Source organism: Sorangium sp. So ce367 (genome assembly GCF_051520455.1).
Lineage (GTDB): Bacteria > Myxococcota_A > Polyangia > Polyangiales > Polyangiaceae > Sorangium > Sorangium cellulosum_B.
In genome coordinates this window covers 7,582,681-7,605,898 of the sequence record NZ_CP150334.1, presented here as the reverse complement: position 1 = coordinate 7,605,898, position 23,218 = coordinate 7,582,681, and the positions used below count along the sequence as shown (strand labels likewise).

The 23,218-nt window shown below is 70.2% G+C and carries 19 protein-coding genes; 14 read left to right on the top strand and 5 right to left on the bottom strand.

Annotated features, from left to right (window positions below):
• Window position 1: 1 nt before the first annotated feature.
• Window positions 2-1,684, bottom strand: coding sequence for a MutS-related protein (locus tag WME97_RS28785; RefSeq protein ID WP_437542062.1), 1,683 nt, complete (start codon window positions 1,682-1,684; stop codon window positions 2-4).
• 199 nt (window positions 1,685-1,883) lie between these two features.
• Here WME97_RS28785 and WME97_RS28780 point away from each other — a divergent pair, with 199 nt between their 5' ends.
• The gene (locus WME97_RS28780; RefSeq protein WP_437542060.1) at window positions 1,884-3,275 is read left to right on the top strand and encodes a cytochrome P450; all 1,392 of its coding nucleotides are present in this window, start codon (window positions 1,884-1,886) and stop codon (window positions 3,273-3,275) included.
• Window positions 3,276-3,543: 268 nt separating this feature from the next.
• Here WME97_RS28780 and WME97_RS28775 read toward each other — a convergent pair whose 3' ends face one another.
• Complete coding sequence (locus WME97_RS28775) at window positions 3,544-3,897, bottom strand: hypothetical protein (protein WP_437542058.1); 354 nt, start codon at window positions 3,895-3,897, stop codon at window positions 3,544-3,546.
• Between WME97_RS28775 and WME97_RS28770 the strand changes: the two genes are divergently transcribed.
• The 3 genes from WME97_RS28770 (at window position 3,896) to WME97_RS28760 (ending at window position 7,588) form a co-directional block, all read left to right on the top strand.
• Window positions 3,896-4,786, top strand: coding sequence for a formylglycine-generating enzyme family protein (locus tag WME97_RS28770; protein ID WP_437542057.1), 891 nt, complete (start codon window positions 3,896-3,898; stop codon window positions 4,784-4,786). The two genes, WME97_RS28775 and WME97_RS28770, sit on opposite strands and share 2 nt — an antisense overlap.
• Before the next feature lie 97 nt (window positions 4,787-4,883).
• Window positions 4,884-5,960, top strand: coding sequence for a hypothetical protein (locus WME97_RS28765; RefSeq protein WP_437542055.1), 1,077 nt, complete (start codon window positions 4,884-4,886; stop codon window positions 5,958-5,960).
• A 131-nt stretch (window positions 5,961-6,091) separates the two neighbouring features.
• Window positions 6,092-7,588: a serine/threonine protein kinase gene (locus tag WME97_RS28760; protein ID WP_437555521.1), complete on the top strand. Its 1,497-nt coding sequence runs from the start codon at window positions 6,092-6,094 to the stop codon at window positions 7,586-7,588.
• 164 nt (window positions 7,589-7,752) lie between these two features.
• Here WME97_RS28760 and WME97_RS28755 read toward each other — a convergent pair whose 3' ends face one another.
• Window positions 7,753-8,436 (bottom strand): HAD family hydrolase, encoded by a 684-nt coding sequence (locus WME97_RS28755; protein ID WP_437542053.1) that lies wholly within the window; start codon window positions 8,434-8,436, stop codon window positions 7,753-7,755.
• Between the two features lie 836 nt (window positions 8,437-9,272).
• Here WME97_RS28755 and WME97_RS28750 point away from each other — a divergent pair.
• The 6 genes from WME97_RS28750 (at window position 9,273) to WME97_RS28725 (ending at window position 15,204) form a co-directional block, all read left to right on the top strand.
• Complete coding sequence (locus tag WME97_RS28750; RefSeq protein WP_437542051.1) at window positions 9,273-10,313, top strand: hypothetical protein; 1,041 nt, start codon at window positions 9,273-9,275, stop codon at window positions 10,311-10,313.
• A gap of 582 nt (window positions 10,314-10,895) precedes the next feature.
• Complete coding sequence (locus WME97_RS28745) at window positions 10,896-11,552, top strand: hypothetical protein (protein ID WP_437542050.1); 657 nt, start codon at window positions 10,896-10,898, stop codon at window positions 11,550-11,552.
• Window positions 11,549-12,430, top strand: coding sequence for a hypothetical protein (locus WME97_RS28740; RefSeq protein WP_437542048.1), 882 nt, complete (start codon window positions 11,549-11,551; stop codon window positions 12,428-12,430). The genes WME97_RS28745 and WME97_RS28740 overlap by 4 nt, the downstream gene beginning before the upstream one ends.
• The gene (locus WME97_RS28735) at window positions 12,409-13,281 is read left to right on the top strand and encodes a hypothetical protein (protein ID WP_437542046.1); all 873 of its coding nucleotides are present in this window, start codon (window positions 12,409-12,411) and stop codon (window positions 13,279-13,281) included. The genes WME97_RS28740 and WME97_RS28735 overlap by 22 nt, the downstream gene beginning before the upstream one ends.
• A gap of 82 nt (window positions 13,282-13,363) precedes the next feature.
• The gene (locus tag WME97_RS28730) at window positions 13,364-14,158 is read left to right on the top strand and encodes a hypothetical protein (RefSeq protein WP_437542044.1); all 795 of its coding nucleotides are present in this window, start codon (window positions 13,364-13,366) and stop codon (window positions 14,156-14,158) included.
• A 260-nt stretch (window positions 14,159-14,418) separates the two neighbouring features.
• Complete coding sequence (locus WME97_RS28725; protein WP_437542042.1) at window positions 14,419-15,204, top strand: helix-turn-helix domain-containing protein; 786 nt, start codon at window positions 14,419-14,421, stop codon at window positions 15,202-15,204.
• On the opposite strand, the gene WME97_RS28720 is transcribed toward WME97_RS28725, so the two are convergent.
• A complete protein-coding gene (locus WME97_RS28720) occupies window positions 15,170-15,931 on the bottom strand; it encodes a methyltransferase domain-containing protein (RefSeq protein WP_437542040.1) in 762 nt (253 codons plus the stop codon). The genes WME97_RS28725 and WME97_RS28720 overlap by 35 nt on opposite strands.
• 210 nt (window positions 15,932-16,141) lie before the next feature.
• Here WME97_RS28720 and WME97_RS28715 point away from each other — a divergent pair, with 210 nt between their 5' ends.
• Together WME97_RS28715 and WME97_RS28710 are read left to right on the top strand one after the other, a co-directional pair.
• The gene (locus tag WME97_RS28715; protein ID WP_437542038.1) at window positions 16,142-17,428 is read left to right on the top strand and encodes an efflux RND transporter periplasmic adaptor subunit; all 1,287 of its coding nucleotides are present in this window, start codon (window positions 16,142-16,144) and stop codon (window positions 17,426-17,428) included.
• Window positions 17,425-20,610 (top strand): efflux RND transporter permease subunit, encoded by a 3,186-nt coding sequence (locus tag WME97_RS28710; RefSeq protein ID WP_437542036.1) that lies wholly within the window; start codon window positions 17,425-17,427, stop codon window positions 20,608-20,610. The genes WME97_RS28715 and WME97_RS28710 overlap by 4 nt, the downstream gene beginning before the upstream one ends.
• Here WME97_RS28710 and WME97_RS28705 read toward each other — a convergent pair.
• Window positions 20,587-21,951, bottom strand: coding sequence for a Vgb family protein (locus tag WME97_RS28705; protein ID WP_437542035.1), 1,365 nt, complete (start codon window positions 21,949-21,951; stop codon window positions 20,587-20,589). The two genes, WME97_RS28710 and WME97_RS28705, sit on opposite strands and share 24 nt — an antisense overlap.
• A 650-nt stretch (window positions 21,952-22,601) precedes the next feature.
• Here WME97_RS28705 and WME97_RS28700 point away from each other — a divergent pair.
• A complete protein-coding gene (locus WME97_RS28700; RefSeq protein WP_437542033.1) occupies window positions 22,602-22,844 on the top strand; it encodes an addiction module protein in 243 nt (80 codons plus the stop codon).
• Window positions 22,841-23,167, top strand: coding sequence for a type II toxin-antitoxin system RelE/ParE family toxin (locus WME97_RS28695; RefSeq protein ID WP_437542031.1), 327 nt, complete (start codon window positions 22,841-22,843; stop codon window positions 23,165-23,167). Before WME97_RS28700 ends, WME97_RS28695 begins: the two co-directional genes overlap by 4 nt.
• Window positions 23,168-23,218: the final 51 nt, after the last annotated feature.

Below are 23,218 nucleotides of genomic sequence, written 5' to 3'. Positions count from 1 at the left end.
ATCAGCTCTCCCGACCCACGACGGACAGCGCCCGGGACGCGAGCTGATTGCGATCGATGTTGCGATCGATGAGGCCCTCGAGCTCGCCGCGGGTCACGCCGAGCCGGGCCGCGGCCTGGGCCGCGAGCGAGGTCGCGGCCACGCCGTCGACGAACTGGTACGTGGGCTTCTGCGCCGCGTCGAGCTCGACCTGGACGAACCGGAGGTTCCTTATCGCCTTCTCCCGCTCGAGCCGCGCCGCGAACGTCAGGAAATGCGTGGTGATGAACGCCTGCGGGCGGAGCTTCTCGAGCAGCGTGACGACGAGCTCGAAGATCTCCTCCCCCTCGGACGGGTTCGTCCCCGAGCAGAGCTCGTCGAGGATCACCATCGCTCCCGGGCCGAGCTCCTCGAAGAGCGCCCGTATCCGGAGGAGCTCCATGCCGAGCCGCCCCTCGCTCTGGTCGAACTTCGTCTCCTGGATGAGCGACACCACGAGCCCCGGGACGCGGGCGACGCTCGCCCTGCGCGCCGGCACGAACATGCCCGCCTGCGCGAGGAGCTGCGTCAGCGCCACCGACTGGAGCAGGCGCGTCTTTCCGCCCGAGTTCGGCCCCGTGACCAGGAGCGTCGTGTCGGCCCGATCGGTCACGACGTCGCACGGCACCGCCTTCCCTCCGCCGGCGACGAGGAGCGGATTGAAGAGGCCGAGCAGCACGCGCTCGCCCTCCGCGGCGGACCGGAGCTCGGGCAGGCAGACCTCGAGCCCCGCCGCCTCGGCGAGATCCCGGAAGCCGAGCGCTCCCAGGTAGACCTCCATCTCTCCGACGAGCGGGACCAGCTTGACGACCTGATCCTCGATGCCCTCGAACACCGCGTCGACGAGCCTCGCCATGACCTCTCCGTCACCGAAGCTGTACCCGCGGAAGAACATCTCGAGCTTCGCGAGCCAGCGCCGCACCGGCGACAGCACGAACGGGTTCTCCTGCCGCTCCCGGACGGTCACGACGTCGAAGCCTCGGATGCGGCCGTCGGCGCCGACGCGGATGTCCAGGCGGAGCGTCGCGAGGTGCTCGTCGTAATCGAGGAGATCGGCCATCGATCGATATCCCTCGGTCGCCTGCACCGCCTGGCCGAAATCGCGCAGCCGGGAGAGGCCCGATCGCGCGCCCTCGAACGACGCGCTCATCAGGTCGAAGACCTCTTTGACGATCGCGAGCACGTCGAGCTGCCGCCGCGTCGGATCGAACTTCTTGCCTGCCACCGCGCCCTCGAGCGCGCCCCGCATCCGGCATGAGGCCGTGTAGAGCCTCTCGAGCTGCCCGCGAAACGTGGGTGAGCCCGAGAGCTCGTGGAGGATCCCCCTCCGGAGCTCGGTCACGCGCGCGTCGCTCGGGGGCCGGGAGAGGACGCGGAGGATGAACCCCCGGTTGACGACGGCCTCGTGCCCCCCGACGCGGACGCGGAAGCACCGGGCGACGAGCTCCTCCAGGAACAGGTCGGGCGCGAAGCTCTTCGGATCCCACGTGGAGGGCCCGATGGGCGCCCGATCGAGCGCCTGGCTGAAGAGCCCACCGGAGACGCCGCTCGTGAACGCGAACGAGAGCGACTGTCGCAGCTCGTCGAGATCGGTCCGCGCGGGCGGGTCCACGAAGAGAAGGCTGGGGATCCTGTCCGTGGACGGGAGGGCGGGTGTGTGGGGCACGTCGGGCGCGTAGGGCCTACCGGGCTCGGGCGGGCGGGCAATGCTCTCGGTGGGGACCTGCGCGCGGATCGGGTGCATGAGCAAACGACCCGCGCCCGCGGGAAAAGTTCCCCGTCTCCCGCGAAAACCCGCACCTCCCCCGGTGCCGCCGTGGGACCGCCTTCGCGACCGCGCTGATGTACCCTCGGGCGAGCCGCCCATGACGACCGCAGCCCCCTCGCCGCCTGCTCGCCCCGCTTCCGAGATCCCTGTCGCTCCCTCGATCCCGCTGCTCGGCAGCCTGCCGTGGATGGCGGTCGACGCCGCGGGCTTCCTGGAGCGCGTCGCCATCGAGAAAGGGCCGATCGCCCGGATCCCGTTCGGGGCCGCGGGCATGGTGATGCTCACCCACCCGGACGACGCCCGCTACGTGCTCCACGAAGCCGCCAGGAAGTACTTGCGTGGCGAGAAGTCGAGGGAGACCGTACAGCCCGTCTTCGGCAACGGACTGGCGATCAGCGATCCGCCGTTCTGGCTACGGCAGCGGCGCATCATGCAGCCGAGCTTCTCCCGCGCGCGGATCGCCAGGATGACGGCGGCGATGAACGCGGTGGCCGAGCGCCACCTCGCGCGCCTCACCGATGGCCAGGAGCTCCACGCCCACGATCTCATGCTCGGCATCACGCGCGACGTCATCGTGGAGACGATGTTCTCGCAGCAGCTCCCGTCGGACATCGCCACGCTCGACGGCGCGCTCGCGGAGATCGACCGCTACATCAAGATCCGGATGCTGCTCCCCTTCAGGGTGCCGCTGTCCTGGCCGCTGCCCTTCAACGTGCGTATCCGGGAGGCGACAGCGGCGTTCGACCGGGTGGTGTACGGCATCATCGACCGGCGCGAGCAGGGCGGAGAGCGGCCGGGGGACCTGCTCGACGCGCTCCTCGACGCGCGCGACGAGGAGACCGGCGAGCGCATGTCGCGGAAGGAGCTGCGCGACGAGGTGCTGCACATCTTCTTCGCCGGGCACGAGACCACGGCGAACACGCTGACGTGGGCGACGGTCCTGTTCACCTTGCACCCGCACGAATGGGAGCGGGTGCGCGGCGAGGTGGACAGCGTGCTCGGAGGTCGCGCGCCCGAGGCGGAGGACGTGCCCAGGCTGACGCGGACGGCCATGGTCCTGCGGGAGACGCTGCGGCTCTACCCGCCGGCCTGGATGATCGTCCGCGAGGCGGTCGAGGACGACGAGATCCGCGGTTATGCCATCCCGCGCGGCACGTCGGTGCTGATTTCCCCCTTCGCGATGCACCGCCACCCGTCGTTCTGGCCCGAGCCGCGCCGCTTCGATCCGGAACGCTTCGCGGGCGACCCGGCGACGACGGGCGCCGGCAAGAACTGGGCATACATGCCGTTCGGGGGCGGGCCGCACGTATGCATTGGCAACCACTTCGGGCTGACGGAGATGGCGATCGTGCTGGCGCGGCTCGCGCAGCGGGGGAGGCTCGTCGCGCTGCGGCCAACGGAAGCGCGACCGCGCGGCACGACCGCGCTAGGGCCGTCGGGCCGGGTGCCGGCGCGCTTCGAGGCGCGGAGTCCCACGGGCGCGCGCTGACCGGCTCACCTCGTCTTCACACGCTCTTCACACGCACGGACGCAGGCGCGCAGCGCAGAGATCGCGGGGCACGTCGCGCCGGCGCGTCCCGAGGGCGCCTTCCGGACAGGACACAACACCTCGTGACGCCAGCGGCGAGCACCCGAGTGGACAGCACCCGTGGAGCGGCTGTAAGAATCGAGATGCTCGGAAGACGCGCGGGATGGTGGTGGGGAGCATCGGTCTTTGTCGGGAGCGGATGCGGCACGCTCGTCGGGCTTGACGACGATTACATCCCAGACGACCGCAGCGCCGCGGCGACCGGGAGCACGGGTGGCGCAGGTGCCGGCGACAGCACGGCCACGCAAAGCAGCGACGACACAGGCACGAACAGCGCCGCGAGCACGGGCGGCGGCGCGACCTCGACCAACGCCGCGGGCGGCGGCGCCCCGGGCGGCGATCCCCCCTCGACGAGCTCGACGGCCGCCGCGTCGACCAGCTCGGCCTCCGCCACCACGTCGACCAGCTCCACCACCGCTGGCGGTGGAGGGTGCTCGACGGGCGAGCGTCGCTGCGACGACAGGACGCCGCAACGGTGCAATGGAGGCGAGTGGGAGAGCTCGGCGCCATGCGCAGGCTCCATGCCCTTGTGTGCCGTCGGGACATGCACCGACCGCCTGAGCTGCGGCGGGCTGCCCGAGACCTGCGGACCGGAAGGCAACGAGCGTTGCTGCGCGACGATGGCCGTCCCGGGAGGGACCTTCGATCGCGGCAACGACACCGCGTTTCCGGCCACGGTGGGCGGCTTCGAGCTGGACCGGTTCGAGGTGACCGTGGGGCGATTCCGGAGGTTCGTCGACGCCTATCCAGAGAGCCGACCGACGGGGGGCGCGGGCGCGCACCCGCAGATCGCGGGGAGCGGGTGGAATTCTGCCTGGGACGAGGCCAACCTGCCGCCGGACCCGGCGCTGTTCAGGTCGTCGATCCGATGCACCTCCAGCTACAGCACGTGGACCGATACGCCCGACGACAACGAGCACCTGCCGATGAACTGCATCACCTGGTACGTGGCCTTCGCCTTCTGCGCGTGGGACGGGGGCAGGCTGCCGACCGAAGCGGAGTGGAACTACGCGGCAGCCGGCGGGAGCGAGCAGCGCGTCTTTCCATGGTCCACCCCGCCGTCCTCGACGACGCTCGATGTGGACCACGCCGCGCACGATTGCCTGCCCGGGGGGCCCACGCTGTGCATGTACGCCCATATGAAGCCGGTCGGGTCGAAATCGCCCCTGGGTGACGGGAGGTGGGGACACGCGGATCTGGCAGGCAACATGTCGGAATGGACGCTGGACTCGTATTTGAGTTATCCTGCTCCATGCGCCGATTGCGCTCAGCTGACGGCCCATGGGGAGCGGATCATCCGGGGCGGAGGCTGGAACGACGGGTCGTCCAGGCTGAGCACGTCATCCCGCGGTCATTACCCTGCGAACGACAACGGCCGCGCGATCGGCATCCGCTGCGTGAGGACGCCGTAGGCGCCAGGCGCCCGGGCCTCCGGTGATCTGCGCGCGCGCCTGCCGGACGGTCGGCCATTCGCTCCGAGGTCCCTTCTCCTGCCTGGTGAGACAGAACATGACGCTTTGGTTCCGCCGGTCCACGCAAGTCCTCATGGCCCTCGGCTCGCTCTCGCTCGCCGCGCCCGCTGGAGCGCAGGACGCCGCGGCCGCAGAGGAGCTCTTCAATCGAGGGCTCGCCGACATGGGGGCAGGGAAATACGAGGCCGGCTGCACGGCGCTCGCCGAGAGCGAGCAGCTCGATCCCCAGCCGGGCACGCTGTTCACGCTCGCCATGTGCGAGTCGCGGTGGGGCCGCGTCGCGACGGCGGTGACGCAGCTCGGGAATTACCTTGCCTGGGTGGAGCGGATGTCGCCGGCGCAAAGGGCCCGTCAAGGACATCGACCGAAGGTGGCGAGAGACGAGCGCGAGCGGCTCGCGCCGCGCGTGCCGAGGCTCTCGCTCGCCCTGCCGGAAGGAGCGCCGCCAGGCACTGTCGTGCTGCGCGACGGCAGCCCGCTTGGGCCGGCCTCGCTGGGCGTCGCGCTGCCGGTCGATCCGGGGGAACATCGCACGTCGACCCGGGCGCCCGGAGGGCCCGCGTGGGAACAACGCGTCACGATCGCCGAGGGCGAGACGAAGGCGCTGACGCTGGAGATCAAGCTCGCGCCGGCGCCCGACGCCCCCGCGCAGCCGCCGGCGCTGGCGACGTCCCCGGCCACGACCCAGAACAAGGCGCCGACCGCGCAGACCGCCCCGGCGGCGGCGACAGCCGCGAAGGGCTGGCGGGCGGCGACTTACGTGACAGGCGGGCTTGGCGTGGCAGGGCTCGTGGCCGGCGGGGTGATGGGCGCGCTCGTGATCGGCAAGAGGTCGGTCGTCAGCGAGCACTGCGGCAGCGCTATCCAGGCCAGCAATCCGAAGAGCTGCGACGCGACAGGGCTCGACGCCGCGCAGAGCGGGAACACGATGGCTCTGGTGAGCACCGTCAGCTTCGGTGTGGGGCTCACGGCGCTCGGCGCGGCGGCGGTGCTCGGCTTGACAGCCCCCGGCCGGGCCGCGCCCGCGAGCCCCTCTGGCACGATGTGGATCCGCGGAACCGTGCTTCAGGTGGGGCCGTCGGGAACGGTCCTCGGCGCGCAAGGGCGTTTTTGACGCGCTCCGGATCGTCGCGATCCGTCGTGCTCCGTCGTGGTCTGTCGTAAACACCTGTCTCGACGAACCTTTTCACCGAGGCGCCTTGACCGGGAGAGCACCCTAAACGACGCTTGGCGATCGTGTCGACTATGCTGGCCGAGGGGATCGTCTTCGCCCGCCGCTACCGCGTCGTGCGCCTCATCGCCACCGGCGCGATGGGGGCCATCCACGAGGTGACGCACATCGCGACCGAGCGCCGGCGGGCGCTGAAGGTCATGCACGCGCACCTCTTCCAGAGCGAGGAGATGCGCGAGCGCTTCAAGCTCGAGGCGTGCATCACGGCGACGATCGAGTGCGAGCACATCGTCGACGTCTTCGACGCGGGCGTCGACGAGGCGACGGGCATGCCCTTCCTGGTCATGGAGCTGCTCCGCGGCGAGGAGCTCGGCGAGCGCCTCAAGCGCACGAGCCGCTTCCCGCCGGCCGACGTCGTGACCTACCTCCACCAGGCTGCGCTGGCCCTCGACCGGACCCACGCGGCGAACGTCGTGCACCGCGACCTCAAGCCCGCGAACCTCTTCCTGTCGCAGCGCGAGGACGGCTCGATCCGCGTGAAGGTCCTCGACTTCGGCGTCGCGAAGCTCGTCGCCGAGGGCGCCACCGCGGCCGGCGCCACGCGCAGCCTCGGCACGCCGCTCTACATGGCTCCCGAGCAGTTCCAGGTCGGCAAGAGGCTCACCAGCGCGGCCGACATCCATGCGCTGGGCATGATGGCGTACACGCTGCTGGTGGGATTCCCGTACTGGGATCCCGAGGCGAACGAGGCCAGCGACGTGTTCGCGTTCGCGATGCTGGCGGTCCGCGGCCCGCAGGAGCCGCCGGTGCAGCGCGCGCGCTCGCTGGGGGTGACGTTGCCGCCCGGCTTCGACGCGTGGTTCGCGCGGGCCACGGCGCTCGAGCCCGCGGCGCGTTTCCGCCGGGCCACGGACGCGGTGAGCGCGCTCGGCGAGGTGTTCGGCGTGCCGCTGTGCGGCGCCCGCGTGGCGGCTGCCGCGAGCTCGCCTCCCTCGTCGCGCGCGGGCCGGGGCTCGCCTCCCGCGCCCGAGGCGCCGTCAGCCATCCCGGGAACGGGGGCCGCACCCGGGATGACCGAGGCCCCGGAGCACGGCGCTGACCCGGATCGCGGGCGATTCGCCGCGACATCGACCGGAGTTGCCGTCACCTCGCTGCCGCCGAGGGCGCGCCGCAAGCCGCTCGCCGCCGGGATTGCGCTGGGGGTCGGGACGCTCGCAGGCGCGGCGCTCTGGCTCTCGCAGCCCGCGTCGAGCGCGGACGAGCCAGCCACGGCGGGCATCGCCGCCGCGATCTCGACGGCCTCCGAGCCGAGCACGGCAGCCGCCGCGCCGCTCGCGACAGCGCGCGAGGCGATCCCTGAACCGAGCTCGCCGCTGCCCACGCTGGCTCCGGCGCCGCCGACGGCGGTGACGCCATCCGGCAATGCGCCCGTCGTGGCCGCTCCCGTCTCGAGCGCGTCGGCACCGGCCTCGCCGGGCAAGCCGCCGACGAACGCGTCCAAGTCGGTCCCTGGGAGCAGGGAGTCTGGCCTGCGCCCGTCGACGCCGGAGGACCTGTTCAGCCGCTACTGAGCCTCGCGCTCGCCGCGCTATGCGTCAGAGAACCTGTCGCCTTCTCTGATCCTCTTCCGGAGGATCAGAACACCGCTGGCGTGATCTCGCAGAGATACGCTGCCGCATCGGCGCCGCAGCGGTCAGGCGGCCGCTCGTCTCGCTTCGTCGAGAGAGCTCGGATCTCAGCCGAGGAGCGCCTCGAGCGCGCCCCTCGCCCGGAGATCGGTGAAGCTGTGGGTCGGGGCGCATGCGGCGAGCTCTGCGAGGGCGTAGGTGCCGGTGGCCACGGCGATCGACTCGGCGCCGATCGCGCGGGCTGCCGCGATGTCCTTCGGGGTGTCGCCGATGACGACGACGCGGCACGCCTCGAGCGGCGCCTCGAGCATCGCCGCCCCGCGCGCCGCGCCGATGCGCAGGAGCTCGTCGCGGCGCTCGTGATCGCAGCCGAAGCCGCCGAACGCGAACCGCTCGTAGATGCCGACCCGCGTGAGCTTCGCCTGCGCCCCGGCGCGGACGTTCCCCGTGCCGAGGCCGATGGCGCACTTCGCGCGCCGGGCGGCGGCGTCGAGCGCCTCGATGACGCCGACGTGGACCCGGGTGTCGCCGGCGAGCGACATCTCCTGCGCGAGGATCTCGACGTAGATCGCGAGGAGCGCGTCGATGGCGTCCTCCGTGGCCTCGCGCCCGACCGTCTCGAGCCCTGTCCGGATGATGGCCCGGTCGGTCATGCCGGCGAACGAGAACGCCTCGCACGCGTCGCGCCGGTCGGCGTACCGGGCGAACGCGAGCTCCATGGCGCGCCGGCCTGCGCCGCCGGTGGAGAGCAGGGTGCCGTCGATGTCCCAGAGGAGCACGGTGGGGCGCATGTCCCCATGGTATAGACCGGCGCCGCCCCAGGGCGAGCGCGGAAGGGCGGCGGGCGCGACGGCCTCGTCGCGGCCTCGCCAGGCGGCTGGGCCGGGGACCGGGCGTCCAGCTAGCGGAGCGCCGGTCCGCCCGATCCCGGCGCGGCTGTAACGTCGGCGCGGGGCTTCCGGCGGCTGGTTGAGGGGCCGCAGGGTCGGCCACCCTGTGTCAGCTCATCCAGGCTGGGAATTTCTGGAGCGTCGGCTCACCCAGGTTGAGGAGCCGTCAGCTCTCCCCGCCAGCTCACCCACGTTGAGGCGGAGGCGCCAGCTCAGGTTGAGGCGCCAGCTCACCCAGGTTGAGGAGCGGCGGCGCGTCGGCTGACCCAGGTTGAGAATTTTTCTGAGCCTTCGCTCATCAAGCATGAGAAATTTGTTTCGATAGATGCAATGGAATGCGCTCTTTCTGGTGTCCAGCCTACATACTGAGTGGTTCGAACGCAGCTGTTCGGTGATCTCGGGCGTCAGCCGGCCCAGCTTGAGAACACGGTCTAGATATTTGGAGCGAAATCTCATCTGATGTGAGAATTTTTGTTCGATAAACGCAATGAGTTGTGCTGATCCTGGCGCGTTCTTGTCGTGTCGTTCGTTCTCACATCTTCTGTTGATGTCGAGCGTTTCGAGCGCAACCGTGCGGTGATCTCTGGTAGGAGAGGCGCTGGAAATCGAGAGAGCGCGTTGCTCGAGCTCCCGTGCCAGGTCCTCGACCCTGAGCCCGAGGCGCGCCGTGCCTGCGGCGCCCTCGCGAGCTCTGCAGGGCGACCTCGCCGCGCGGAGGACTCCCGGAAGACAAGACCATGCGACTCCCGCTTTTCAGCCCGATCACCGCGGTCCTGCTGCTGCTCACCTGCCCAGCGCCGGCGGCGGCAGCGCCGCTCCCGCGGCGGCCGCCGCCGACCGGGCCGGAGCGGGAGATGCTCGACGAGGCGAAGCGGCTCCTGGACGAGGGGAGGCTCGCGGACGCGCGCGACATCCACCTGACGCTGTGGGGGCTCACGAAGAGCGCCTCCGACGCGTTCCGCGTGGGGATGCTGTCGTTCAGGCTGCACGACTTCGAGAGGGCGGCGGAGTTCCTCTCGATCTACTTCGACATGGTCGGCACCCCCGACGCCCCGAAGATCTGGGTGCCGCCGGGCTTCAAGGAGAGCTACGAGCTCGCGCGGGCCGACTTCGCGGAAGCACGGCGGCATGTCGGCGCGCTCGACGTGCGCGTGAGCGAGCCCGGCGCGGCCGTGCTCGTGGACGGGCGGCAGGTCGGCGTGTCCCCGCTCCCGCGACCCGTGTACGTCACTCCCGGCCAGCACCGCGTGAGCGGACAGCTCGCCGGGGCACAGCGTGAGCATGTGGCCGCGGTCGGAGCGGGCGGCGAGAGGACCGTCTGGCTGACGTTCCCGCGCGCCCGAGCCGAAGCGCCCGCGCGTCCTCCGGTGAGCAAGGTGCGCTCGCGGCCCGTCGCGGCGTCGCTTCCTTCCACGCGCAACCCCGCCCTCCAGTGGTGGACCGTGGGCGCGCTGGCGACCACGTCGGCCGCCCTAGCCACCGTCGGGGCGCTCTCGCTCTTGGAGGCCAACGACGCTGCCGGGGAGCGAGACGCCGCCTTCGTCCGGGCGCGCTGGGAGGTCTTCCATTGCCGGCCGGGGCTCCCTGCCTGCGACGCGTATGCCGACGCCGACGGGCGCACGAAGACGTTCACGGCCCTGTCGGTGGGCGCCTTCGTCGGTGCGGGTCTTTCGGCCGGCGGCGCCGTGACCGCGGGGTTCCTGCTCGCGCCACAGGCAAAGGTCCGCGTAGGGGCCGTGGGGAGCGCCCCCGGCGTGGGACTCTCGTTCTCGTGGTAGCGCTCGGCCTTGGCAGAGGCGTGCTCCGGGGAGCGGAGCCGAGTTCAATGTTCTGAAAGGGTAGTTCATTTGGGCGGAGAATTCGGGGGCCTAGATCGCAATGCGAACGACACGCGTCGTTCGACGACTGGCCCGGATCTCCGCGATCCCCTGGATGAGGATGCCTGATATATGGCTCGAAGATGGAGGCGCGGGCTGTGCGCGTTCGGCACAGTGTTCCTGGGGGGCTTACTCTGGGCGGCCTGCAGCGGTGACCCCTATGTCGATGTGGAACAGGAGCCTTTGTGCGACTCAACGGCAGACTGCCAGCCCAAGCTGAGCGGCGCGCAGTGCATCGACGGTCGCTGCAGGTGCTCGGACCCGGAGGAGGAGAGCTGCTGCGAGCCCGGCGCCAGGGAGGTAGAGGGCGATTCCTGCAAGCGGGAATGTCGGCCCATCAGCGAGTGCAACGTCGTGCTGTGCTACACAGCCGAGGATTGCCCGAAGCCCGTCGACCCGCGGTGCGGCGAGGCCGTATGCGAAGCGGAGGTCTGCCGGCTGGCCTTACCAGACGAAATCCCGAACCAGCGGACCGGCGATTGCGTGACCCTGCGGTGCGACGAGGCAGGGCGGGTGGTCGCCGAGCTCAACGACAGTGACGCGTTCAACGACGGCAACGAGTGCACGATCGACACATGCGTGCAGGGGGTCAGCGTACACCATCCGAGGGCAGCAGGAGAGGCTGAAGAGGGCTCCGGGTACTGCGATGGCGAAGGGCACCGGGTCGCATGCATTCACGACGAGGACTGCGGGACCCCCTCGTACGCCTGCTCGACATCGGGCACGTGCGTCCTCGAGTGGTGCGACAACGGCATCTTCGATGACGCCTCGGGCGAGACGGCGCGGGACTGCGGCGGCCTGTGCCAGCCATGCAGGGCAGGACAACCGTGCGCGGTCGACAGCGACTGCATCGCGGGCGCGTGTGGCTCGGACAGGCTGTGCGAGGAGACGAGCTGCCGCGATGGAATTCAGAACGGCGCCGAGACCGACGTCGACTGCGGCGCGCCGTCGTGCCCCGCCTGCGCTGCCGGTCGGCGGTGCGACGCTCACGCGTCCTGCAAGAGCGGCGTGTGCACGGACGGCACGTGCCGTGCCCCGACGTGCGATGATGGAGTGAAGAACGGTGCCGAGCCAGGCATCGACTGCGGCGCGAGCTGCCCCATTGCGTGCCCACTGCACATCTCAGGCAGAGAGCCATGAAGAAAGGCAACATGATCACGAGCAAGCACCTCTTCGCCGCTGGCGCTATGCTCCCCATGGCCGCGCTTTGGATTGCGTGCTCGGGTGAGGCTCCTGCGCCTCTGCCGGAGCGCTCCGAGTGCGTGACCGAGTACGACTGCCGCAACCCGCCGGACCCCGCGTGTGGCACGGTGAAGTGCGTTGATGGCAAGTGCCAGCGGGAGCTGGGGGAGTACCGCGGCCAGTATCCCGGCGACTGCACGACGATCGCGTGCAACAGGGACGGGCAGAAGGTCGTCGTGCCCGCGCCGGACGACGTGCCGGAAGACGGTAACCCTTGTTCGGATGACCTCTGCGATATCACGCAACCGGTCACGGTGCCGACCCGGCGAGGTCCGGCCCCTGACGGCTCGGGGCTGTGCAATGGCCAGCTAAGCTTGGTCGAGTGCCTGTCGGATCCAGACTGCGGGGACCCTTCCAAGTACTGCTCCCCGATCGGCAAGTGCGTGCCTCTTGCTTGCGACAACGGCGAGCTCGATGCAGACAACGGCGAGTCCTATGTGGACTGCGGTGGTCTTTGCGAACCGTGTCTCCCGACGTTCCCGTGTAGCACGGGAGAGGACTGCAATACCGGGGTGTGCGGCTTCGATGACCGATGCAGCTACGCCACGTGCAGCGACGGCGTCCAGAACGCGCACGAGTCCGACGTCGATTGTGGAGCCAACTGCCGTTCCTGCGCGGCTGGAGAGAAGTGCATCGAAGCCGAGGATTGCCTGACGAAGGTGTGCTTCGGGGGCAGATGCCAGCCGGCGAGGTGCGACGACGACCGCCAGAACGGTAGGGAAATAGGTAGAGATTGTGGTGGTGACTGCCCTCCTTGCCCGGAGGGGCTCCCCTGAGCGGAAGGGGCATCGTCGCCGTCTTCCTCAAAAAGCACGGGAGCGAGGCGAATATCATGAGCAATATGGCGAGGCCGGTCGTGATCGCGGCGCTGGGCCTTTCGGGAGTGGCGTGCGCGCCGGACGAGTACCGGCCGCTCGCGGAGAACGACGCCGTTCGCATCGACGTCTACGGGTTCGAGCCGCCCCTCGTCCGCGATGGCGTCACGTACCGGGGCGAGGTGGAGGGCTACGTCTGGAAGACGGACAATCCCAATGCGTTCGGTATCCGGAAGCACGACGACGGGGAATATCTCCCCGACAGGTTCGTCGTGAACAACGGCCTCGAGGAGACCACGCTCCGTTGCGTCCTCTACGAGGACAGCTATCCGGAGGACGACCTCATCGCGACCTTCTGTCGCGGTCAATTCGTCCAGGCCGAGCCCGGTCGTGCGATCCGCGCCACCTTCAACGAGTTCGACGGCTGGGAGGTCGTGATGCCCGAGCTCTCGAAGCTCACGTCTCCCGAGCAGGACAGCGAGTTCAGCCTCAGCGCCGGCGAGGATCTGGCACTCTCGTGGGAGCCGCTGGGCACGGACGACCGGATGGGATGGTCTCTCGGACCCGCCAGCTTCGACGACCCAGGGCCGTGTGTGAATGACGTAGCGTGGTACCGTTCGGATGGGGCCATGGACGACACCGGGGCGTTCGTCGTTCCCCGGGATTCGTATCCCACGGGTCTTCCCCCCGACGGGTGTCAGGCTCTCCTGCGGTTCGACCGCGGCCGCCGCGGGACCATCGATCCCGGCGTGCAGAGAGGCTCGATCTTCGCGCGCCAGTCTTATGAGGTACGGATCACGCTGAAACCGTAGCTTTTTTCACAGAGAAGGCGCACAGGTTGCCCTCGCGCAGCGCAGCCGTCTCTTGCAATGACATAGGAGCGTGGAGGATATCATGAGAGGCATTGCGTGGCTGGCTTTGATCGCCTTCCTGGGTCTCTCCGGGGCAGCGTGTGGCCCGGACGAGTATCGGCCCCTGGCGGAGGACGAGGCGGTCGTCGTCCGGGTCTACGGATACAACGTGCCGATCGTCCGCGATGGCGTCGAGTACCTCGGCGAAGCGGAGGCCTTCGTCCGGAAGGTGGACGTCAGCAGCGCGTTCGGCGTCCGAGACCCCGGGGACGGGGAGTACCTCCCCGACAGGTTCGTCGTGAGCAACGACGCGGAGGAGGCGGAGCTCGCCTGCTACTGGTGGCATGACAGCAATCCGGACGACGATCTCATCGCCGCCAAGTGCCGCGGTTATCTCAAGCACGCCGAGCCGGGCCGCGCGATCCGCGCGCGGTTCAACGACCTCGACGGCTGGGAGATCGTGATGCCCGAGCTCTCGGAGCTCACGTCTCCCGAGCCGGAGAGCGTGTTCAGCCTCGGCTCCGGCGAGGATCTCGTGCTCTCGTGGGAGCCGCTGGGCAAGGACGACATGATGAGGTGGTCCATCGGGCCTGTCAGCTTCGATGAGCCGGGTCCTTGTCTGGACGACGTATCCTGGGACGACTCGTCGGGGGAGGTGGACGACACCGGCTCGTTCATCGTTCCCGAAGGCTCGTACCCCACGGGGCTTCCCGCCGAGGGCTGTCAGGCCTTCGTGCGCTTGAGCCGCGGTCGGGACGGGACCATCGATCCTGCCGACCCGGCTGGCGTGATGTTCGGCATGCAGACTTACAAGATGCGGATGACGCTGACGCCGTAGCTCCGTCCGGCAGGCGCGCGCAGGTCGGGCCCGACAGAACTTCGCTGGCCTTTCGCTGGCGCAGCGCAGGGAAGAGCTCCTTACAATCCAGTAGCCTGCTCGACGGAGAGCGCCGGCGCTCGCCTCCTGCTGCCGCCGATGTCATCATGGCGCTCATGCCCCCCGCGTCGGCGATCCAGCGAGAAGACCTTGTTGGTGGGGGCCGAGCGATCTTCTGCTGCCGGCAACCCTCACCGGTGCAGCCGGTCATGCGGGCGTCCATGACCCACGCCTTCGCCGCGCTGGCGTTCTACACGAGCGGCTCTTCTCGGATCGAGCAGCGCGGTCGATGGAAGATCGAAGCTGGAGACGTCCTCCTCGTGCCTGCCGGACAACCGCACCGCTCGATCGAGAAGGCCGCCCCGGAGTGGATCGGCGTTGGCTTCTGTGTCCCCTGCTTGGCCGCCGAGGAGGCGGGCAGCTTGCTCGAGCCGTTCGAGCGCGTGCGCGCCGGCGCATCCCCCGTCGTTCGGGTGAGCGCGGATCGTCACGCGCACATCGACATGCTCCTCCGCGAGCTGACGCGCGCGACGGGATCGTGGGATGGCAGCGCTCCTGACGTCGTCCAGCGGAGCCTCCTTGTGCTCATCCTCAACGAGGTTCAGCAGGCCGCGCGCTCGCAACACCCTGCCTCGCCATCGCCGGGAGTCGTCGTCGATGCCCTTCGCTTCATCGAGCGAAACTGCCTCCGGCCGCTCTCGCTGAAGGACGTCGCGCGATCCGTGGGGCGGAGCCCGGCGTACGTGACGACGGCGCTCTCTCGGGCGACGGGCCGGAGCGCTGTCGAGTGGATCGTCGCCGGGAGAATGGCGGAGGCTCGCCGCATCCTCCTCCACTCCGACGAGAGGGTCGAGATCGTCGCCGAGCGCGTCGGCTACGCGGACGCGACGCACTTCATCCGCATGTTCCGTAGAGAGCACGGGGCGACGCCGGCGGCGTGGCGCGCCGAAGCGCAGAGCAAGGGACGCTCGCTCACCCAGGAGACGGTGTCCGGCCGCACACGCTGAAGACGAGGTCGCCGACGAAGGTGGTATTGGCCTTCGTCCGTTCGGCAGCGAGACGTTCTTCCAGGGTGTCCACGTCGACCTCGGCCTCCGACGCCACGCCTTGCTGCACGATCCGCGGGAGCATCGCGCGAACGATCAACGCGAGCTGATGCTGGATCTTCGCCGTCTGCACGATGGCCTCGGCCCTCACGAACTGCACGGTCAGGCCCGCTTCTTCAAAGACGCTCGGCATCTGGAATCCCATGTGGAGGCTCGCGCCCTCACGCTCGACGGTACGCCAGATCCACTGGTGCACCTGGCGGTGCAGATCCATGGGCACGAGGCTGCCCTGGCCCATCGTCGGGTCGTTCTCCTGGAGCAGGATCAGGCCGCCGGCGCGCACGGCACCGGCCATCGCACGGACCGCAGCGACAGGATCCGGCTGGTACATGAGCACCCTCCTGCCGACGGCGGCATCGAAGCGCTCGGCGGTGGGGGAGAGCGCGCCGAGGTCCCGCTCTTCGAAGGCGACGCGGCGGAGTCCCAGCTCGGCGGCTCGCCGGCGAGCGACCGCGATGGGCGCGGGATCGCGGTCTACCCCGAGCACACAACCTTCTTCGCCGACGATGCGGGCCACCATGAAGCTCACGTCGCCTCGGCCGCACCCCACGTCGAGGACGCGCATGCCGGGAGCGATGCCGGCATCGCGCAGAAATCGTTCGGTCATGTCGTTGACCAGGTCTTTCATCGTCGTCTCCGCCAGTTCGTGTCAGCTCGCCCGTCGTCGCTGGTTTCACGCCGGGCTCGTGGGTCAGCATCCCTGCTGTCTGCAGGACTGTACGGACTGTCTGTCCTGCGCGGCAGTGCGTGGCTTTGTGCTGGATCGGCGGGGTTTGTGATCGGTCACCCCGCTCGGCCCCGCGCACAGCGGCTCAAGTTGCGCTACTCCTCCACCTAGATGGTGCTCCAACCGATTCGCGTGGCCGCGCTCGCCCTGGTGGCGGGGCTTGTCTTCCTCGGATCTCCGGCGTGCAAGAAGGGCGGGGAGGCCTCGCCCGAGCAGGGGCGCAAACCCGCGAAGCAGGGGCTCAGCTTCCCGGTCGAGGTCGTGCCCGTCGCGGCGGAGCGGGTCGAGTACGCCGTGCCGGCTGTCGGGGCGGTCGAGGCGTTCGAGCAGGTGCAGCTCACCGCGCGCGTCGCCGGCGTCGTCGAGGCGGTGCGGTTCATGGAGGGCGCCGAGGTCAAGGCAGGGCAGGTGCTCGTCGAGATCGACCCGGCCCGGTACAACCTCGCCGTCCGCGCGGCGCGCGCGACGCTCGATCGGATGACCGCCACCCAGGCCGAGGCCGCCGCGGGGCTCGAGCGGCGCGAGGCGGAGGGCGCCGACGGCGTCTTCAGCAAGGAAGACGTCGCGTCCTGGCGCTCGAGGGCGGCGACGACCGCCGCGCAGGTCGCCGAGGCCAAGGTCGCCGTCGACCAGGCGCTCCTGAACCTGCGCGACGCCTACGTGCGCGCCCCCATCCAGGGGAAGATCCAGACGCGCACCGTGCAGACCGGCCAGCACGTGCCTGTCGGCACCGTGCTCGCGACGCTCCTGCGCCGCGATCCGCTCCTGCTCCGCTTCCAGATCCCCGCCGCCGACGCCCCGCGGGTCAGGCCCGACATGGAGGCGCGCTTCACCGTGAAGGGCGACGCGCGGACCTACAGCGCCAGGCTGACGCACGTCGCCGACGCGGCGGATCCGGCGACGCGCATGGTCGCCGTGACCGGCGAGGTGCAGGGCGAGGGCAAGGAGCTGCTCCGTCCCGGCACCTTCGCCGAGGTGACCGTGCCCGTGGGCGCGAGCGGCGACGCCCCCGTGATCCCACTCACGTCCGTGCGACCGAGCGAGCGGGGGTTCCTCGCGTACGTGGTCGACGGCACCACCGCCCGCGAGCGCGTGCTCTCGCTGGGGCTGCGCACGCCCGACGGGCGCGTCGAGGTCAAGTCGGGCCTCTCCGTGGGAGAGCTCCTCGTGACGCGCGGCGCGGAGGCGTTGCGCGAGGGGGCGCAGGTCCGCATCGCGGCGCCCGGCAGCGTGCCGGGAGGCCAGGCCGCGGGGCACCACCCCGAGGGAGGCGCAGACGCCAGCGCGCCCGCGGCCGGCGCGTCACCGCCCGCCTCGTCCGGCGCGTCACCCCCCGCCGCCTCGTCCGGCGCGTCGCCGCTGACCGCTCCCGCCAGCTCGTCACGGAGCGTGCCGTGAGCCTCACCGAAGCCTGCCTCAGGAAGCCGGTCTTCGCCTGGATGCTGATGGCCGCGACCATCGTCTTCGGCCTCGTCGCCGTGTCGCGCATCGGCATCAGCCAGTTCCCCGACGTCGACTTCCCGACCATCACCATCTCCGCCACGCTGGAGGGCGCCGCCCCCGAGATCATGGAGCACGACGTGGTCGAGCCGCTCGAGGAGGCGGCCGTCCAGGTCGAGGGGATCCGATCGATCACGTCGACGTCACGCCAGGGGAGCGCCTCGGTCACCATCGAGCTCGACCTGTCGCGCGACGTCGACGTCGCGCTCCAGGACGTTCAGACGAAGATCTCCCAGGCGCAGCGGCGGCTGCCGCTCGACCTCGACCCGCCCGTCGTCTCCAAGACGAACCCGGAGGACCAGCCGATCATGTGGGTCGGGCTCTCCGGCCCCTTCTCTCCCCAGCTCGTCGCCGACATCGCGCGTTACCGGCTGAAGGAGAAGCTCCAGACGGTGCCCGGCGTCGGCGAGCTCACGCTCGGCGGCTACCTCGAGCGCAACGTCCGCATCTGGATCGACGCCGATCGACTCGCGGCGAACGGGCTCACCGTCGCCGACGTCACCGAGGCCCTGCGCCGCCAGCACATCGAGCTCCCCGCCGGCCGCATCGAGACCGAAGGGCGGGAGCTCAACGTGCGGGTGATGGGCGAGGCGCTCGATCTCGCGACCTTCAAGCGGATCGTCCTCCGCCAGGGCAACCCCGGCGCGGCCGCCCAGCCGGGCGCCGCTCAGGCGGCGGGGCCGCCGTCGTCGGCGCGCGCCACGGTGTACCTGGAGGACGTCGCGCTCGTCGAGGACGGCTTCGAGGACGTCCGCCGGCTGGCCCGGGTGAACGGGGAGCCGGCCCAGGGTCTCGGCGTGAGGAAGCAGCGCGGCTCGAACGCGGTCGAGGTCGCCCGCGGGGTCCGGGCCGCGCTTGCCGAGGTCCAGAAGTCGCTGCCCGAGGGGATGGAGGTCGGCGTGAACTTCGACTCGACGAAGTTCATCGAGGAGTCGGTCCACGAGATCGAGCTCGAGCTCGGCATGGCCATCGCGCTCACGGCCCTCGTCTGCTGGATGTTCCTCGGCTCGCTCTCGAGCACGCTCAACGTCGTCCTGGCCATCCCGATGTCGCTGCTCGGCACGGTCGCCGCGATCTACTTCCTCGGCTTCACGCTGAACACCTTCACGCTGCTCGGGCTCTCGCTCGCCGTCGGCATCGTCGTCGACGACGCGATCATGGTGCTCGAGAACATCCATCGGCACGCCGAAGGGGGGAAGGACCGCGTCCGCGCCGCCCGCGAGGGCACGGCCGAGATCACCTTCGCGGCGCTCGCCGCGACGCTCGCCGTCGTCGCGATCTTCCTCCCGATCATCTTCATGGAGGGGGTGGTCGGCCGGTTCTTCCTCCAGTTCGGCGTGACCCTCTGCATCGCCGTGCTGCTCTCGTACCTGGAGGCGATCACCCTCGCGCCCGCCCGCTGCGCGCAGATCCTCGATGTCTCCCGCGAGAACCGGGGCCGCATCGGGCGGCTCGTCGATCGCGGCTTCGAGGCGCTCTCCCGCGGCTATGGCTGGCTGCTCGCCCGGGCGCTCCGGTTCCCGGTCGCGGTCGTCCTGCTCGGCGCGATCCTCTTCGCCGGCGCGATCGTCGCCATGCAGCGCCTCCCGACGGAGTTCGTCCCGTCGCAGGACCAGGGGCGGCTCCTTGTCCGCCTCCAGACGGCGGTCGGCTCGGACATCGAGGAGACCGACCGGCTCTTCCGCCGCGCCGAGGCGGCCGTGGGCGCGAACCCGGCGGTGGAGCGGGTCTTCGCCGTCGTCGGCGGCTTCGGCGGCGGGGGCGGCGTGAATACGGGCGTGCTGTTCGTCACGATGAAGCCGGCGGACGAGCGGGCGCTCTCGCAGGCCGATCTCCAGGGCGCGCTCCGCAAGGAGCTGAACGGCTACCCCGGCCTGCGCGCCGTGGTCCAGGACCTCTCGCAGTCGGGCTTCACGGCCCAGCGCGGGTTCCCTGTCGAGTTCTCGATCCGCGGCCCCGACTGGGACGAGCTCACGAAGCACAGCGAGCGCATCCGGGCCGAGCTCGCGCAGAGCGGCGTCGTCGTGGATCTCGACTCCGACTACCAGCTCGGCATGCCCGAGCTCCGCATCGTGCCCGACCGGGCGCGCGCCGCGGATCTGGGCGTGAGCGTCGAGGCCATCGCGACGACGCTGAACACGCTGATCGGCGGCGGGCGCGTCGCCAAGTACAACGACAACGGGCGCCGCATCGACGTCCGCGCGCGCCTGCTCGCGGAGCAGCGGAGCCGGCCCGAGGATCTCGCGCGCATCCAGGTGAGGAGCGCGTCGGGCGCGCTGGTCCCGCTGACGTCGGTCGTCACCTACGAGGAGCGCCCCGCGCTCCAGGCGATCACGCGCCGCGACCGCGAGCGCGCGATCTCGGTCTTCGGCAACGTCGCGCCGGGGCGCTCGCAGGGCGAGGCGGTGGCCCGCGTCGAGGAGCTCGGCCGGGACCTGCCGGCCGGCTACCGCCTGGTGCTGGGCGGCGCGAGCGTGACGTTCCGCGAGTCGATGGGCGGGCTCCTCTTCGCGCTGGTGCTCGGGATCCTCGTCGCCTACATGGTGCTCGCGTCCCAGTTCAACTCGTTTCTGCACCCGGTCACGGTGCTGACGATCCTGCCGCTGTCGATCGCGGGCGCTGCGTTCGCGCTGCTCCTGACAGGGCACACGCTCAACATCTTCAGCATGATCGGGATCCTCCTGCTCATGGGGATCGTGAAGAAGAACTCGATCATCCTCGTGGATCACGCGATCGAGGTGAGGCGCGAGGGCGGGCACGGCGAGGGGGCAGGGGAGGGGATGGACGCCCGCGCGGCGATGCTCCGCGCCGGCCCGGTGCGGCTGCGCCCCATCCTGATGACCTCGATCGCGACGCTGATGGCTGCTGTCCCGTCCGCGCTGGCGCTCGGCCCCGGCGCCGAGATCAGGGCTCCGATGGCCGCGGCGGTGATCGGCGGCCTCGTCGTCTCGACGGCGCTCAGCCTCCTCGTCGTGCCGGCGTTCTACGTGGTCGCGGACGACCTGCGGGCGCGCCTTGCCCGGCTCCGGCGGCCGGGCTCCACGGCCGCCACGGGCTCACTTGGGGCCCTGGATCGGTGACCAGTCGGGGGGCGGGTTGAAGGCGAGGTCGATGAGTGATCCGAGCGCCTCGCTCGTCAGGACGGTGGCTCCCGCGTCCACCTCTCCGCCCGCGGCGAGCTCGGCCTTGGCGATCGCCGCCGCCGAACCGACCTTGGAGGGCAGCCACAGGTTCCCCTGCTGATCGAAGGCGATGCTCTCCGGAAGCGCCAGCACCCCCACTTCGAGCTGAACCCCGGGGGTGAGCTCCGCGGAAGCTTCGAGATCGCGGGGCTCGAACTTCGCGATGGTGTTCGATCCCCAGTAACCCACCCAGAGCGCGCCCTGCTCGTCGAACGCGAGCCCCGTCGGGTGGCCCAGCGGCCCGATCACCGGCTCTGGGGTGAGCGCCTTCAGCACCACGTCGGCGGGATCCCCGCCGTCCGCGGCGAGCCGCTCAGCCCCGTACATCAGCACCGCGTCCTGCTCGGCGCTCGCCACCCACAGGTTGCCCGATCCGTCGAACGCGAGCGCTTGAACGTTCTCGATCTCGTCTCCGGTGATGGTCACGGACGGCTCCACCACGCCTGAGCCTTCGAGATCGGCCGCGTCGATCCTCAGCAAATGGTCGCGGATCCCGACCCAGAGGTTGCCGGCGGCGTCGAACGCCAGACCGCCCGCGGCGCAGGGCGTGACGCCCGCGCACGCCTCGGACACGTCGAGCACGCGATCCGGGGCGGCCTCGCTGCTCTCGCCCAGCGTGTCGACGAGCCGCACGGTGATCTGGCCCGCGTTGGCCGAGACCCACAGGTTGCCGGCTCCATCGAACGCGATCGCGCCCTGGGTGATGATCTCGGCGCTCCCCTGGAACGCGACGCTCGGTGTGACCTCGCCCGACTCGAGCAGCGCCTCGCCGTCGAGCGCGCCGACCAGCTGGTCGCCGTTCTGCGCGGTGAACCAGAGCTTGTGGCTCCCGGGCGTGAGTTCGTAGTTGAAGGTGACCTCGGTGGTCGCGCCGTCGGCGACGCAGGCGCTCTGCTCCGGGTCCTCGGGCCGATAGACGAAGCCGACGCGTTCGTCCTCCGGGTAGTCGGCCACGCTGCCTGCGCGCAGCGTGTACTCACCCGCCGGCGTGTCGAGGGACGCGCTCGAGACCACGCGCTCGTCCGGCACTCCCGGCGAGGTCACGGCGACGTCTCCGGTGTCGTTCGGGCTCACGATCTCGATGTCGAGTGTTCCGTCGCCTCCGGCTTCGCAGGCCGCGCCACCACCTGCGCCGCCGCCACCTCCTTCACCGCCCGAGCCCGCCTCCGACGGGTCGTCGTTGTCCCCACAGCCCACGGAAACCAGCGCCGCGAGCAGAACCCAGAAAAGTCGTTTCATGGGTCACGAGTCTAGGAACCCCGGGTAAGCACGGCAAAGAGCGTGTGGCCCCCGAACGCTCGATTTTGAAAAAAAAGCGTGGATCCATCGCCGCAGGAACTGCTGGCCGGTCGGCCGTGACGCGCGCTTAACGGCGGTCGAGGGCGGCGGAACCATCCTTGGCCGTCGAGAGATGGCTTCTGGGAGCGATGGGAGAGGGCAACCCTCTCTTAATGCACGCACTCGCCGATGCATCACCTCGCCGACGCTGGGCCGGAATGGTCCGACGTCGCTCAGTAGAGCCTCAGGTTTCGAAGCTCTCCGCTTCGATATCGTGCGAGCCGGTTCGGTACTGTCTCCCGAGGTTTTGTAACTCCAGAGAGCACGGCAGAGAACCCAATAGTCATTTGCCCCGCAGGCTGCTGGGGGGGGAAAGCTGAAGGCAATCTCGACGCCGAGATGACGCGTATCGCCGCACGGTCGGAATCCGGAGCGCGTCGCGCGGACGACAGGGCCACCGCTGGGTCCAGGCGTACGTTCACCGGAGGCGATGCGGTCCCGGATCGGCGTGACGGTGCCGCGGCGCGCGGCTCACCGTCGGCGCCGCTCGCTCTCGACCGCGTCAACCACGCGCTGCGCCGCCGCGTGCCCCTTGTGGTATCCTGCGGATCATGGAGCGAGCCATCCAGAACCCGCCGCCTGGCTTCGACGAGCTCACCGTGAACGAGCAGATCGAATACGTCCAAGCGCTCTGGGAGCGGATCGCGGCGAGGGAGGACGAGGTGCCAGTACCCGAGTGGCACAGCGCCGAGCTCGAGCGCCGGCTCGCCGAGTACGAAGCTGCGCCAGACGCCGGCCGGTCCTGGGAAGAGGTTGAGGCCGACCTTCGTGCGAGCCTCGCGACGCGTCGATGATCCGGCTCATCGTACGCCCGTCTGCCGAGCTGGACATCCGGGAGGCGGCGGAATGGTACGAGGACGAGGAGGCCGGGCTGGGCGGACAGTTCGTCGATGAACTACGGCACATCGTCCGCCGGATCCGCGAGATCCCGTCGCAGTTCCCCGATGTCGGGCGGGGGACTCGCCGTGCACTGCTCAAGCGATTCCCCTATGGGATCTACTTCCTGCTTCGTGGTGAAGCCGACCAGCGGGCGGCGGTGATCCTTGCCGTACTCCATCAGCGGCGCCGCCCTTCTGTTTGGAAGAAACGCACTCGAGACGAAGGCGGGGCGGGCTAACTCGGCGCTGGCGCCGACGCCGACAAGATCCGGCCGGATCCTGTCGGTTCG